The following is a 13,468-nucleotide window of genomic DNA, read 5'->3' as shown; positions in this document are numbered from 1 at the left end:
AGGCCGTCAACTTACGGGTGCCTGCGTAACGCGGCCCGAATGACAGGATGGAAGCCATGACCACCTTACCGCTCATGCCCAAGGCGACCGCCGTGTGGCTGATTGAAAAAACCGCCCTCAGCTTCGAGCAGATCGCCACCTTCTGCGGCATGCACCCGCTGGAAGTACAGGCCATCGCGGATGGTGAGGTTGCGCAGGGCATTGTCGGCTACGACCCGATTGCCAACCACCAGTTAACTGCCGAAGAAATCCGTCGCTGCGAGGCTTCAACCACCGCACGCCTGAAGATTCTGACCGGCAACAACCCGGTGCGCCGCCGCTCCAAGGGTGCGCGTTACACGCCCATCGCCAAGCGCCATGACCGGCCCGATGGCATTGCCTTCCTGCTGCGCAACTACCCGCAGCTGAACGATGTGCAGGTTGTCAAACTGCTCGGCACCACCAAGGACACCATTGCCAAGGTGCGTGACAAGCAGCACTGGAACACGCCCAACATCAAACCGCGCGACCCCGTGACGGTTGGCCTGTGCAGCCAGACAGACCTGAACGCCGCCATTACGGAAGCCAACACGCGGCTTGAGCGGGAAGGAGCAGAAATTCCCACCCCCGCCCTTGACGCTGGCGATTTCAATTTTTCTGAAGAATAACGCGACCTACCCCGGCGCCTGTGCGCCGGGGCTTGTGGTTATGTCGCGAGCTTTTCGATTTCTTCCTTGAGCCGCAGCTTTTGCAGCTTCAGGCACATAAGTACGCGCTCGTCAGGTCTGGGCCTTCCGCCTTCGGAGGCAATCTGCTGGTCAACACGGAAATGGCGGGTCTTGAGACTTTCAATCCTTGCAAGGCGCGTCATGGCGGCCTCCATTTGGTTGTGGACGTGACTACGGTAACGTACTGTCCGCCGTTAATTTCATGCTAATTTCATTATTCACGACATCATGCCATGCACTGGGTTCATGGAACTTTTTTGTATCCGTGGGCTGGCCTGATGCGTCAGGTTGGTGAACACTGTCTGGAAATACGTGCGCGGGCGAAACTCCGGCGCTACGCAGAGTCCTACCCCGGTGTAAGGAGAGCAACAGAATGCTGCATGATCGTGATTCAGTGCTTGGCCAGCTTCATGAACTCCGCAGCGAACACCGCGATCTCGATACGGTCATCAACCGCATGACATCCGAAACGGCGTTTATCGACCAGCTTTACCTCCAGCGCCTCAAAAAACGGAAGCTTCAGCTTAAGGACCTCATCACAAGGCTTGAAAGCAGGCTGATCCCGGACAATATTGCCTGACCTTTTTTTGACGCCAGCCTACCGGCACTTTCTGTAGACCACCCTCCTTGCCAACCGGCCTGCACGCGTGCCCCGCGCGTCTGGCCAGACCAAGTGGATAGACCGCCCCCGTGAGCACGCAAGACCAGTTCCCGCCCGACGCCTCGTATGACAGCGACACGGATACCCGTTCCGCATCCGAACAGACCAGCACCACGACAGCAGAAGGTGCCGCCGTACGTGTGGGCATTATCATGGGCAGCCAGTCCGACTGGGAAACCATGCGCCATGCGGATGCAATCCTGAACGAGCTCGGGGTCGCGCATGAGGTCAATATCGTCTCGGCCCACCGTACACCAGACAGGCTGGCCGAATACGCGCGCACGGCAGCAGACCGCGGTTTGCATGTTATTATCGCGGGTGCGGGCGGGGCTGCGCATCTGCCGGGCATGTGTGCGGCATGGACCCGCCTGCCCGTGCTGGGCGTGCCGGTAGAATCACGCGCGCTCAAGGGCATGGACAGCCTGCTCTCCATCGTGCAGATGCCCGGCGGCGTACCGGTCGGCACACTGGCCATTGGCGCGCCGGGGGCCAAGAACGCGGCCCTGCTGGCGATCTCCATTCTGGCCGTGCAGGATGCGCCTCTCGCCGCCCGGCTTGAAGCATGGCGCGCCGTGCAGACCGCCTCTGTCCCCAACACTCCCATGACCGAACTGCCATGAACGACATGACCGCCCTTCAGCCTAACGCGGTCATTGGTATTGTCGGCGGGGGCCAGCTTGGCCGCATGTCAGCCGTTGCCGCTGCCCGGCTGGGTTACCGCACCCATATCCTGACACAGGACGCCACCGGCCCCGCCGCACAGGTGGCTGATGCCGTTACCCTTGGCGCCTACGACGACCCCGCCGCACTGGAAGCCTTCGCCCGTGCGGTGGATGTGGTGACGTTCGAGTTTGAGAACATCAGCGCCGATGCGCTGGATCATCTCTCCCGCCACTGCCCGGTGCGGCCTTCTGGCCATATCCTGCGGATCAGTCAGGATCGACTGGCGGAAAAAACCTTCCTGTCTGAAGCAGGCATTCCCCTCGCCCCTTGGCACGCCGTGCAAAACCGGGCGGATCTGCATGCGGCGGCGGAGCAGCTTGGTCTGCCGCTCATTCTTAAAACCACCCGCAATGGTTATGACGGCAAAGGCCAGATGCGCGTGCATGACGCGGCGGAACTCGACCACGCGTTCGACTCTCTGGCCCCCCACCCGCTGGTGGCCGAAGGCATGGTGGATTTCGCCAGCGAACTCAGCGTCATGGTCGCGCGTGGCACGGATGGCACCATCCGCTGTTTCGACGCGGTGCAGAACCGCCACTGGCAGGGCATTCTCGATCTGACACTGGCCCCGGCTCCAGTCATGGATGACATTGCCGACAGTGCCCGCGATCTAGCCACAAAAATCGCTCAGGCGCTCGATCTCATCGGCATCATGGGGGTGGAAATGTTCCTCTCCCGCACCGGCACGCTGATGGTCAATGAAATTGCGCCCCGTCCGCATAACTCTGGCCACTGGACAATGGATGCCTGCCCGCAGGATCAGTTCGACCTACATATCCGTGCCGTGGCGGGCCTGCCCCTGCCCCCCGCCGTGCGCCATTCCGATGCGGTGATGAAAAACCTCGTCGGGCCGGAAGACATGGCCCTGTGGCCCGATATTGTGGCGACACCGGGCCATATCCCCCATCTTTACGGCAAGGAGCAGGCCCTACCCGGACGCAAGATGGGCCATGTCAATCTGCTGTTCCCCTTTGGCAGCCTGCCCGGTGAATTCGGAATCCGTGCAGCCCTTGGCTCTCTGGCCACGCGCTGTGCGGCACCCGATCTGGCCGAACAGGAAGGCTGAACTCTTATAAAAGCCCTTCCGCCTGCAGGCTGAATATCCGCCCGCCGCCAACAATCACATGGTCCAGCACGGTCATGTCGAACACGGCGGCGGCGGCGATGACCCGGCGGGTCATGACAATATCGGAATCTGACGGGGCCGGATTACCACTCGGGTGATTGTGGACAAGGATCAGCCCGGCTGCTTCAAGTTCCAGCCCACGGCGCACAACCTCGCGCGGGTAAACCGGCGCATGGTCCACCGTGCCCTGCCCCATCAGAACATCCTCAAGCAGATACTGCTCCGCATCCACATACAGAACGCGGATCTGCTCCACCCGCTCATGCGCCATAACGGTATGCAGATACGCATGAAGCGATGGCCCGCTTGCCAGCAGACGCTGCGCCCGCAAGGCTGCCTCCTGCACCCTCCGCCGCGCTTCATGCGCCACCAGCAGCATAACCCTGAGCGCATCGGGCCACTGTCCCCCGCCCGCTCCCCCATGGCCTGCTGCGGCGAACACACCCGCGAGCGAACCATGCTCCGCCAGCAGCCGTTGGGCGGTAGCATCCGGGGCTGAGAGCCGAGGCACGGCAAGGCTGATAAAACGGGCCAGTGTGGCGGCGTCATCCCCGCCTGCCATGGCCTGCGGCCCTCTGGGCGGAACAACATCGCCCCCTTGCGCTACCGCATGCCCAAAGCGGAAAAATGCTGCGTCATCCAGCTCTCCGGGCGGAGGACGTGGCGAAGGAGCGCCCGCTTTGCGCCGCGTCATGCCTCATCCCCATCGAAGCTGAAGCTACGCCACTGTGCACGACCAACAGCCAGATGCCCATGCACGCTAATAGCCAACGGCGGTGCGGCCTGCCCAATAGCCGTGGCAAGCGGTCTTGCCTCCTCCAGCGCCTGATCCAGTTGGGTATCATCACGCACGAGATGCACCGTCACAACCGCGCAGGCATGCAAGGCCACAGCCCGACGCATAAGGGATGCCACCGCCGCCCCGACATCATGCAAAGGCTCGCCCGTTAACGCTTCATCAACCAGCAGGTTGTTATGACTATCGAGAAACAAGGCGCGCACCTGCCCCTTGGGGCTGAGTATCAGACAGGATGTGGCGTACAGAAAAATGCTGCTCCAGCTATCAAGGGTCAGACGTTCCGGCCCAGCCTCACGCGGGGGGCTGGCCGCCAGTTGGGCAACGCAGCCAAACACCCCCGCACTGCGTTCGGGCGCGCCAGCGGCCCGCAATGCTGTGGGCGATGCCGTTAACACCCCCGATAATGAGCCAAACTGGTTGATAAGCGCCTTCGCCAACGGCTTGGTGTCCCGCCGGGGGATACCGGAGAACAGCAGCATTTCGATAATTTCGTAATCAGCCAGCCCGGCAGGGCCATGCCTTAAAACACGTTCGCGCAGGCGCTGCCGGTGCCCCTGCGGGCCTGTACTGCCAAATACGGCGCCACCCCGCCCCGGCCTGCCAGCCCGCAGTCTTCCTGCCTGTCCATCCGGCGGCCCGTTATCCATGATCCTGCTCCGATTGGCCTAATGCCCGACATCATTATATAAGGGGCAGGTGACGACATCCGAACCCCCTTCCTCACCGCTTTTTGCGCCCCAGCCCGCTCAGGGCGAGTCCTACCTTGAACGACTCAACCCCGAGCAGCGCGCAGCCATTGAAACCACGGATGGCCCGCTGCTGGTGCTGGCCGGTGCTGGCACGGGCAAAACCCGTGTGCTGACAACCCGTTTCGCGCATATCCTGCTGACAGGCCGCGCGAAGCCATGGCAGATTCTGGCTGTAACCTTCACCAACAAGGCCGCGCGGGAAATGCGCGAGCGCGTTGGCACCCTGCTGGGCAACCCGGCGGAAGGGTTATGGCTTGGCACATTCCATGCCCTGTGTGCGCGTATGCTCCGCCGCCATGCCGAAACCGTGGGCCTGACATCCAGCTTCACCATTCTGGATACGGATGACCAGTTGCGCCTGCTCAAGCAGGTGATGGAGCCGTGGCGGATCGACACCAAACGCTGGCCCGCACCCGGCCTGCTGGGCGTGATCCAGCGCTGGAAAGACCGGGGCCTGACACCCGAACGCGTAACGCCTACGGAAGATACGGACTTCGCCAACGGCCATGCTCGTGCCGTGTATGAAGCCTATCAGCAGCGGCTGAAGCAGCTTAACGCCTGCGATTTTGGCGATCTGATGCTGCATGTAACGGAAATCCTGCGCACCCAGCCCGATATTCTGGCCCAGTATCACCGCCTGTTCCGCTATATTCTGGTGGACGAATATCAGGACACCAACACCGTCCAGTATCTATGGCTGCGCCTGCTGGCCAAACAGCCCGATGGATCAGCCAATATCTGCTGCGTGGGGGATGATGATCAGTCGATCTACTCATGGCGTGGGGCCGAGGTTGAAAACATCCTGCGTTTTGAAAAAGACTTCCCCGGCGCACAGGTTGTCAGGCTGGAACGTAACTATCGCTCCACCCGGCATATTCTGGGAGCAGCCGCGGGGCTGATCGCCCATAATGACGAGCGTCTGGGTAAAACCCTACGTTCAGGACGGGAGGATTCCGAGGGCGAGAAAGTCCGCGTGATCGGGGTGTGGGATTCGGATGCCGAAGCCCGGAGTGTTTGTGAACGCGCCGAATCCCTGCGCAGGCAGGGGCACTCGCTGGCTGAAATGGCCATTCTGGTACGTGCAGGTTTTCAGACCCGCGCCTTCGAGGAGCGACTGGTACAAACCGGCCTGCCCTACCGCATTGTCGGCGGTATCCGCTTTTACGAACGGACTGAAATACGCGATACCCTCGCTTATCTGCGCGTGCTCAACCAGCCTGCGGATGATCTGGCTTTTGAGCGAATCGTCAACACCCCAAAGCGGGGCGTAGGCCCAGCGGCACTGCAAAAACTCCACGCCTGCGCACGCAGCCTCAGCCAGCCTCTTAGTGCTGCGGCCCGCACGCTACTTGAAAACGCCACACTCAAGGGCAAGCTGGGCGAGCAGATCAGCACCCTGCTGGCCACTCTGGAGGCCACACGCGAACTCCTCGCGCGCGAAGGGCATGTTGTCGCCACCGAATACCTGCTGGAAGAAAGCGGGTATCTGGACATGTGGCGGCAGGATCGCTCGCCCGAAGCACCGGGCCGCCTTGAAAACCTCAAGGAACTCATCCGTGCGCTGGCCGATTTTCCAACACTGGGCGAGTTTCTCGAACATGTCGCTCTTGTGATGGAGCATGATGAAAACGCGCAGGAAGCCCGCCTATCCATCATGACGCTACACGGCGCAAAAGGGCTGGAGTTCGATATCGTGTTCCTACCCGGCTGGGAGGAAGGCGTGTTCCCCTCGCAGCGCACGCTGGATGAAGGTGGGCTGAAAGGGCTGGAGGAAGAACGCCGCCTTGCCTATGTGGGCATTACGCGCGCGCGCAAGCTGGCCCTGATCTACCATGCAGGCAGCCGCCGGATTTACGCCAACTGGCAACCTTCCATGCCCAGCCGTTTTCTGGATGAACTGCCCGAAGAGCACATTGCCCGTAAAAACGAAGGGGGCGCGCGCCAGCAGAGCCTGCGCACGACCGAATCCCTTTTCGCCGCAGGGCCACTCACCGCAACACCCGGCCTGTCTCCCACCCGCAGGCCAACACCCCGCCCCGCCCCTGCGGCACCCGCCTTCGCGCTGGGCCAGCAGGTGCGCCACCCCCGCTTTGGGGAAGGCACCGTCATTGCCGTTGATCGCCACCATGTTGAGGTTGCGTTCGAAGGGGCTGGCACCAAACGACTTCTTTCCTCCTTTATCGAGAAACTGTAATGGCCCCCACCACCCGCCGCCACGCCACCAGCCTGGAAACGATTGCCGTCACCGTACCCGAAGCCGCTGTGCCGTTTTTTGAAAACGCCATCGGCAGCGTGTGCACCACCGTGGGCATTTTCGAGGCCAACCCGGAGGGAACACTCTGGCGGGTGGAAGGTGTGCGCGATCACGGCCACCGGGAAGATGAACTGGCCCCGGCCCTGCTGCTGGCCCAACTGGCCAGCGGCGAAAGCCCGGAGCTTGAACGCAGCCCCACCGAGGCCGAAGGCTGGCTGGCCCGCACCTACGAAGCTTTTCCCGAGCAGGCAGTGGGCCGTCGTTTCGTCATTCGTGGCACGCACCTGCCCGATCAGGCCGACAGCACCCGCATTGCCCTGACTCTCGATGCAGGCGTGGCCTTCGGCTCCGGCGAGCACGGCTCCACCCGTGGGTGCCTGCGCGCACTGGAGCGGATCGCTCACCGCGCCCCCCGGCATATCCTTGATCTGGGCTGCGGCACCGGCATTCTGGCTATGGCGGCGGCGGCTCTGCTGCACAGGCCGGTTCTGGCGGTGGATATTGAACCGTGGTCGGTACGGGTTTCGGCCCATAACGCCCAGCGCAACCAGCTTGGCCGCCTGTTAACCTGTCGGCTGGGCAATGGCTGGAATACGCCCGCCATCCGCCGCGCAGCCCCGTATGATCTGGTCTTTGCCAATATTCTGGCACGCCCGCTTTGCCTGATGGCCAAAGACCTCGCCCACAACCTGCGCCCCGGGGGCACCGTCATTCTGGCGGGGCTTCTGCGCACGCAGATCCGCATGGTGCTGTCCGCCCACAGGCAGCAAGGACTGGTGCTTGAGCAGGTGCTGACCGAAGGTGACTGGGCCACACTCGTGCTCCGCAAGCCCAACCGCCCCACAGCGTATCTTAAAGGACAATAAGCATGTCCCCTGCCCATCCTTTTCCCCACCGCCTTGCAGCCCTGCGCGCAGCATTGTCAGAGAACGGGCTGGATGGGCTTCTGGTCCCCCATAGCGATGAATATCTGGGGGAATACACCCCAGCCTGCGCCGAACGTCTGGCCTGGCTGACAGGCTTTACCGGCAGCGCGGGCAGCGCCGTGGTGCTGGCCACCAAAGCCGCTGTTTTTTCTGATGGCCGCTACACAACCCAGATGGCGCAGGAAGTCGACGCCTCCTGTTGGGAGTGCCAGCACAGCCTCAACACTCCCCCCGCTTCATGGCTAGCAGCCAACGCCACGCCGGGCAGCCGCATTGGTTATGATCCTCGCATCATGAGCCAGTCAGCCCTCGCACCGTTCCTGTCGCTTCCGGGCCTGACATTGGTGCCTACGGCGCACAACCTGATAGACACGCTGTGGGCTGACCGCCCCTCTTTGCCTGATGCTCCGGCTTTTATTCACCCACTGGACTATGCGGGCGAGGCATCGCTGAACAAACGCGCGGCCATTGCTGCTGAACTCAGCCGGATCGGGCAGGATGCCGCCGTGCTGAGCGATAGTGCCTCCATCGCGTGGCTGCTTAATATCCGGGGCGCGGATATTCCCTGCACACCGGTCATCCTTGCCTTTGCCGTGATCCATGCTGATGCGACACTTGATCTGTTCGTGTCTGAAGCCAAAATACCACCTGCCGTGCAGGCATGGCTCGGGCCGGATGTGCGCCTGCACGCACCGGAGCATATGCCCGCAGTCCTGAGCGCACTGACAGCCCGGCATATTGGGGTAGACCCCACCTCCAATGCCGTCTGGTTCAAACAGGTTCTGGAAACTGCAGGGGCGACAGTCTGCCCCACGCCCGATCCCTGCCTGCTGCCCAAGGCCCGCAAGAACGCCATAGAACAGGCGGGCATGCGCGCAGCCCATCTGCGTGACGGCGTGGCCGTATGCCGCTTTCTGCACTGGCTGGACACGCAGGGTCAGGGCTGCACCGAGCTTGAATCCGTGGCGCAGCTTGAAGCGTTCCGGGCCGAGCACCCGCTCTATCGGGGCGATTCCTTTCCCACCATTTCCGGCTCTGGCCCCAATGGAGCCATCATCCATTATCGGGTCACTGCGCAAAGCGACCGCAGGCTGGGCGAGAACGAGGTTTATCTGTGCGATAGCGGTGCTCAGTATCCTGATGGCACCACCGATATTACCCGCACGGTCTGGACCGGGCCGGGTACCCCACCCGATGCCCTGCGCGCTACCTTTACCCGTGTGCTCAAAGGCAACCTGACACTGGGCCATGTGCGCTTCCCCGCAGGTACAACCGGCACTGCACTGGATGCCCTCGCCCGTTACGCCCTATGGCAGGATGCTCTGGACTACGACCACGGCACCGGACATGGAGTCGGCTCATTCCTGTCCGTGCATGAAGGGCCAGCCCGCATTGCCAAGGCTCCATCCGCCATAGCGCTGGAAGCTGGCATGGTTCTGTCAAACGAGCCGGGCTTTTACCTGCCGGGCGCTTACGGAATCCGGCTTGAAACGCTGGTGATGGTACGCCCGCTACAGCACTCCCAGAGCCTCCGGGCTTTTCTGGAGTTTGAAACACTGACACTGGCGCCCTTCGACCGGCGCCTGATCGACCCTGCCCTGCTGGGCGCGGAAGATACGTCACGATTGAATGCCTATCATGCGCAAATCCTGGGGCAGATCGCACCATTGCTACCGCAGGACGCGCAAAACTGGCTGGAAAGCGCCTGTGCGCCCCTCAACTGCCCGTGAAAGACGGAACCCGGCGCGAATTGTCACGCAAATGGGAATCGCCTGACCGGAGAAAGAGGCGCAGAACAGGCAGCGAAGTTAAAGGGAGCTTCTCAGAATGACAGCAGACAGCAAGACCATTCCCGCCACTCTTATCGCTGGCGATGGCATTGGCCCTGAAATTGTTGAATCGGTAATCGAGATTCTGGATGCGGTTGGTGCCCCATTCGCATGGGATCCCCAACTGGCCGGCATGGCTGGCGTTGACGCCGTAAACGATCCTCTGCCCAAGGCGACGATCGAAAGCATCCGCCGCACCGGCCTCGCCCTGAAAGGCCCGCTGACCACGCCGGTCGGGGGAGGCTTCAAGTCCATTAACGTGACGCTGCGTCAGGAATTCGGGCTTTTCGCCAACCTGCGCCCCACCAAGACCATCGTGCCCGGCGGCAAGTTCGAGGATATCGACCTTGTGCTCTTCCGCGAGAACCTTGAAGGGTACTACGCGGCGATGGAACACTACATTCCGGTGGGTGAAGACCCCAAGGGCATTGCCCTCAGCTCGGGCTTTACCTCCCGCGCGGAATGCCGCCGTATTGTCAAATACGCCTTTGAATACGCCGTGCAGAACAACCGCAAGACGGTTACGATCGTGCACAAGGCAAACATTCTCAAGCTGCTGACAGGGCTGTTCCTTGAAGAAGGCCGCAAGGTTGCCGAGGAATACAAGGGCCGTATCGAATTTAACGAACGGATTGTCGATGCCTGCGCCATGCAGCTCGTTATCAACCCGTGGCAGTTCGACGTGATCGTGACCACCAACCTGTTCGGCGACATTCTCTCCGACCTCACGGCTGGTCTGGTTGGCGGTCTGGGCATGGCGCCGGGTGCCAATATTGGCGAAAAGGCCGCTGTGTTCGAAGCCGTGCACGGCTCCGCCCCCGACATCGCGGGCAAGGGCGTTGCCAACCCGCTGGCTCTGCTGCTGGCCGCGGTCATGATGCTGCGCCATGTCGGCCGTGGTGATCTGGCCGACCGCATTGACAGCGCGATTGCCAAAGTCATCACCACGGGGAGCGTGCGCACACGCGATCTGGGTGGCACGGCTGGCACCAAGGAACTGACGGCTGCTCTCAAGCAGGCGCTGGTCTGATACAGCCTTCCCGCCGTGGCAACAGGGCGGGAAACGAAAAAGGGAGCCTTACGGCTCCCTTTTTTTATACGCAGCAGGCAATGGGCCTTAGCCCACCCCCACCCCAATCTGCTTGATGTCATGAAAGCGGATATCGGGGTTCTGTTCTTCCGTGCGCCGCATCATGAATGAAGACGTGGCGAGAAACACCGGATCATCATCCAGATCATCCGCCATCGCGGCACGGTTGACCCCGGCAAATGCCTCGATTTTATCACGCGGGCCGGTAATCCAGCGCGCGAGTGAGTAAGGCGTTGAATCAAACCCGATCCCCACGCCGTATTCAGCCTTCAGCCGGGCCTGCAACACGTCAAGCTGCAAGGTGCCCACCACGCCCACAATCGGGGGCGCCCCATCCTGCGGGCGGAAAAGCTGTACCACGCCCTCTTCCGCAAGCTGAACCAGCGCCTGCTTGAGCTTCTTGGCTTTCATCGCGTCATCCAGCCGCACGCGGCGCAGGATTTCAGGCGCAAAATGCGGCACGCCGGTAAACTGGATATCCTCGCCCTCGGTCAGCGTATCGCCAATACGCAGCGTGCCGTGGTTGGGAATACCCACCACATCGCCCGCAAAGGCTTCCTCCGCCAGATGGCGGTCCTGCGCGAAGAAGAACTGCGGCGTATGCACCGCAAAACTCTTGCCCGTACGGGTGTGCCGGAGCTTCATACCCCGTGTCAGACGCCCCGAGCAGACACGCGCAAAGGCAATACGGTCGCGGTGGTTAGGGTCCATATTGGCCTGAATTTTGAACACCAGCGCCGTCATGCCCGGTTCATCTGCCGTAACGGTGCGGCTTTCCGCCGCCTGCGCACGGGGGGATGGGCCAAAGGCCACCAGCGCATCCAGCAGATCCGTGACCCCGATTTCTTTGATCGCACTCCCAAAGAACACTGGTGTCAGATGCCCTGCATCGAAGGATTCGCGGTCAAATGGCGGCAGCGCGGCTCGCGCCAGTTCCAGCTCTTCATGCAGTTGCGTCAGGCGCGGGTCATCGGGCGGCAGGGGCGTTGGGGTGTGCAGCGTGTCGTTCAGCAGGTCATATGTACCCGCGAAATGCGCCGCACGACCAACCGGCCATGTAGCGGGCGATGTATCGAGCGCCAGCGAGGATGCAATTTCGTCCAGCAGGGCAAAGGGGTCCTGCGCCTCACGGTCCATTTTGTTGATGAACGTGACAATGGGAATATCGCGCAGGCGGCAAATCTCGAACAATTTGCGGGTACGGTCTTCGATACCCTTGGCAGCGTCAATCACCATCACGGCGGAATCAACGGCGGTCAGGGTACGGTAGGTATCTTCGGAGAAGTCTTCATGGCCGGGCGTATCAAGCAGGTTGAACACGCAGCCACCGTAATCAAACGTCATGACCGAACTGACAACTGAAATGCCACGGTCGCGCTCGATAGCCATCCAGTCTGATCGTGTCCGGCGCCGCTCGCCTTTGGCGCGCACATTGCCCGCAAGCTGAATAGCCCCACCCGCGCGCAGAATGCGTTCGGTCAGCGTCGTTTTACCGGCGTCAGGGTGAGAGATAATGGCAAACGTGCGCCGACGGACAATTTCCTTGCCCAGTTCGGCCATGGCGGGATCAGACATGTGAAAACCAGTTCCAAAACGGTGCAGGCCGCAAAGGCTGACACCGGTAAAAACGGCAAACGCCGGGTGGAGAGCAGGCCCTCCACCCGGCGCAGCACAAATCGAACCTGTACGCCCGGATTAACGGGAGTAGAATTCGACCACCAGATTGGGTTCCATCTGCACCGGGTACGGCACATCGGAAAGCTGCGGGCCACGCAGGAAGGTGCCCTTCATCTGGCGATGATCGACTTCCATGTATTCCGGCACATCACGCTCAGCAGACTGGGCGGCATCCAGAACGATGGCAAGCTGCTTGGACTTTTCACGCACTTCGATCACGTCACCATCCTGCACGAGGTAGGAAGGGATGTTCATCTTGCGGCCGTTGACAGTCACGTGACCGTGGCTGACGAACTGACGGGCAGCGAACGGCGTGATCGCGAACTTCATGCGGTAGATCACCGCATCCAGACGGCGTTCCAGCAGGTTGATCAGGTTTTCAGACGTATCGCCCTTACGACGCACGGCTTCCTGATAGTAGCGGCGGAACTGCTTTTCCGTGATGTTGCCGTAGTAGCCCTTGAGCTTCTGCTTGGCCATCAGCTGCACGGAGAAGTCGGAGGGCTTGCCCTTGCGGCGCTGGCCATGCTGGCCGGGGCCGTATTCACGACGGTTAACCGGGGACTTCGCACGGCCCCACAGGTTGACGCCGAGGCGGCGATTGATTTTGTACTTGCTCTCGAGGCGCTTGCTCATAGTGCGCTCTTACTCTCAACAGGCGGGCGGCGGCCTTGCGGTTGCCTGTCCCGTCATTACACCGGTAGTCTCCGTCCACCACGGACTGGAGCGGGCGCGAAACGCATTACCAGCCGCAAAGGGTGCTGGCCGTTCCGTCCTCATTCCCGGCAATGGTCGCAGCCTTTACGGAAACTGCCGCCTTCTGTCAAGAAACCGACACAACACCACAGGCCGGACAGGCTGGAGTGGAGGCGTGCATTTTTCTCTTTGCTCCCTCGCCCAGCACCATATTATGCCAGGGTAGCATGG

Annotated in this window: 13 protein-coding genes; 8 read left to right on the top strand and 5 right to left on the bottom strand. The window is 61.5% G+C overall.

What is annotated here, in order from left to right; translation table 11 throughout:
• Positions 1 to 56 precede the first annotated feature (56 nt).
• Entirely contained in the window at positions 57 to 647 is a 591-nt protein-coding gene (locus J2D75_RS02365) for a DUF1013 domain-containing protein (RefSeq protein WP_207852316.1), read from the top strand.
• Between the two features lie 38 nt (positions 648 to 685).
• On the opposite strand, the gene J2D75_RS02360 is transcribed toward J2D75_RS02365, so the two are convergent.
• Positions 686 to 850, bottom strand: coding sequence for a YdcH family protein (locus tag J2D75_RS02360; protein WP_207852314.1), 165 nt, complete (start codon positions 848 to 850; stop codon positions 686 to 688).
• A gap of 230 nt (positions 851 to 1,080) precedes the next feature.
• Between J2D75_RS02360 and J2D75_RS02355 the strand changes: the two genes are divergently transcribed.
• The 3 genes from J2D75_RS02355 to J2D75_RS02345 all read left to right on the top strand — a co-directional run bounded on the left by J2D75_RS02355 (position 1,081) and on the right by J2D75_RS02345 (position 3,157).
• A complete protein-coding gene (locus tag J2D75_RS02355) occupies positions 1,081 to 1,287 on the top strand; it encodes a YdcH family protein (protein WP_025861131.1) in 207 nt (68 codons plus the stop codon).
• 221 nt (positions 1,288 to 1,508) lie between these two features.
• Positions 1,509 to 1,988 carry a 5-(carboxyamino)imidazole ribonucleotide mutase gene (purE, locus tag J2D75_RS02350; RefSeq protein WP_265782794.1) on the top strand — a complete coding sequence of 160 codons (480 nt, stop codon included), beginning with the start codon at positions 1,509 to 1,511 and terminating at the stop codon, positions 1,986 to 1,988.
• 5 nt (positions 1,989 to 1,993) lie between these two features.
• The gene (locus J2D75_RS02345) at positions 1,994 to 3,157 is read left to right on the top strand and encodes a 5-(carboxyamino)imidazole ribonucleotide synthase (protein ID WP_207852836.1); all 1,164 of its coding nucleotides are present in this window, start codon (positions 1,994 to 1,996) and stop codon (positions 3,155 to 3,157) included.
• Between the two features lie 4 nt (positions 3,158 to 3,161).
• Here J2D75_RS02345 and J2D75_RS02340 read toward each other — a convergent pair whose 3' ends face one another.
• Positions 3,162 to 3,911: a JAB domain-containing protein gene (locus tag J2D75_RS02340; protein WP_207852312.1), complete on the bottom strand. Its 750-nt coding sequence runs from the start codon at positions 3,909 to 3,911 to the stop codon at positions 3,162 to 3,164.
• Entirely contained in the window at positions 3,908 to 4,663 is a 756-nt protein-coding gene (locus J2D75_RS02335) for a JAB domain-containing protein (RefSeq protein ID WP_207852309.1), read from the bottom strand. Before J2D75_RS02335 ends, J2D75_RS02340 begins: the two co-directional genes overlap by 4 nt.
• Positions 4,664 to 4,712: 49 nt before the next feature.
• On the opposite strand from J2D75_RS02335, the gene J2D75_RS02330 reads away from it, so the two are divergent.
• The 4 genes from J2D75_RS02330 to J2D75_RS02315 all read left to right on the top strand — a co-directional run bounded on the left by J2D75_RS02330 (position 4,713) and on the right by J2D75_RS02315 (position 10,804).
• On the top strand, positions 4,713 to 6,959 hold the full coding sequence (locus tag J2D75_RS02330) for a UvrD-helicase domain-containing protein (RefSeq protein WP_207852307.1): 2,247 nt from the start codon (positions 4,713 to 4,715) through the stop codon (positions 6,957 to 6,959).
• A complete protein-coding gene (locus tag J2D75_RS02325) occupies positions 6,959 to 7,885 on the top strand; it encodes a 50S ribosomal protein L11 methyltransferase (protein WP_207852305.1) in 927 nt (308 codons plus the stop codon). The genes J2D75_RS02330 and J2D75_RS02325 overlap by 1 nt, the downstream gene beginning before the upstream one ends.
• Positions 7,886 to 7,887: 2 nt before the next feature.
• Entirely contained in the window at positions 7,888 to 9,675 is a 1,788-nt protein-coding gene (locus J2D75_RS02320; RefSeq protein WP_207852303.1) for an aminopeptidase P family protein, read from the top strand.
• 97 nt (positions 9,676 to 9,772) lie between these two features.
• On the top strand, positions 9,773 to 10,804 hold the full coding sequence (locus J2D75_RS02315; protein WP_207852301.1) for an isocitrate/isopropylmalate dehydrogenase family protein: 1,032 nt from the start codon (positions 9,773 to 9,775) through the stop codon (positions 10,802 to 10,804).
• An 87-nt stretch (positions 10,805 to 10,891) separates the two neighbouring features.
• Here J2D75_RS02315 and J2D75_RS02310 read toward each other — a convergent pair whose 3' ends face one another.
• Positions 10,892 to 12,439 (bottom strand): peptide chain release factor 3, encoded by a 1,548-nt coding sequence (locus J2D75_RS02310; protein ID WP_207852299.1) that lies wholly within the window; start codon positions 12,437 to 12,439, stop codon positions 10,892 to 10,894.
• Between the two features lie 120 nt (positions 12,440 to 12,559).
• Complete coding sequence (rpsD, locus tag J2D75_RS02305; protein WP_025860385.1) at positions 12,560 to 13,177, bottom strand: 30S ribosomal protein S4; 618 nt, start codon at positions 13,175 to 13,177, stop codon at positions 12,560 to 12,562.
• Between the last annotated feature and the right edge of the window lie 291 nt (positions 13,178 to 13,468).

The organism is Acetobacter suratthaniensis, from assembly GCF_017377745.1.
Classification (GTDB): Bacteria; Pseudomonadota; Alphaproteobacteria; order Acetobacterales; family Acetobacteraceae; genus Acetobacter; species Acetobacter suratthaniensis.
This window is presented reverse-complemented; position numbering and strand designations above follow the sequence as displayed.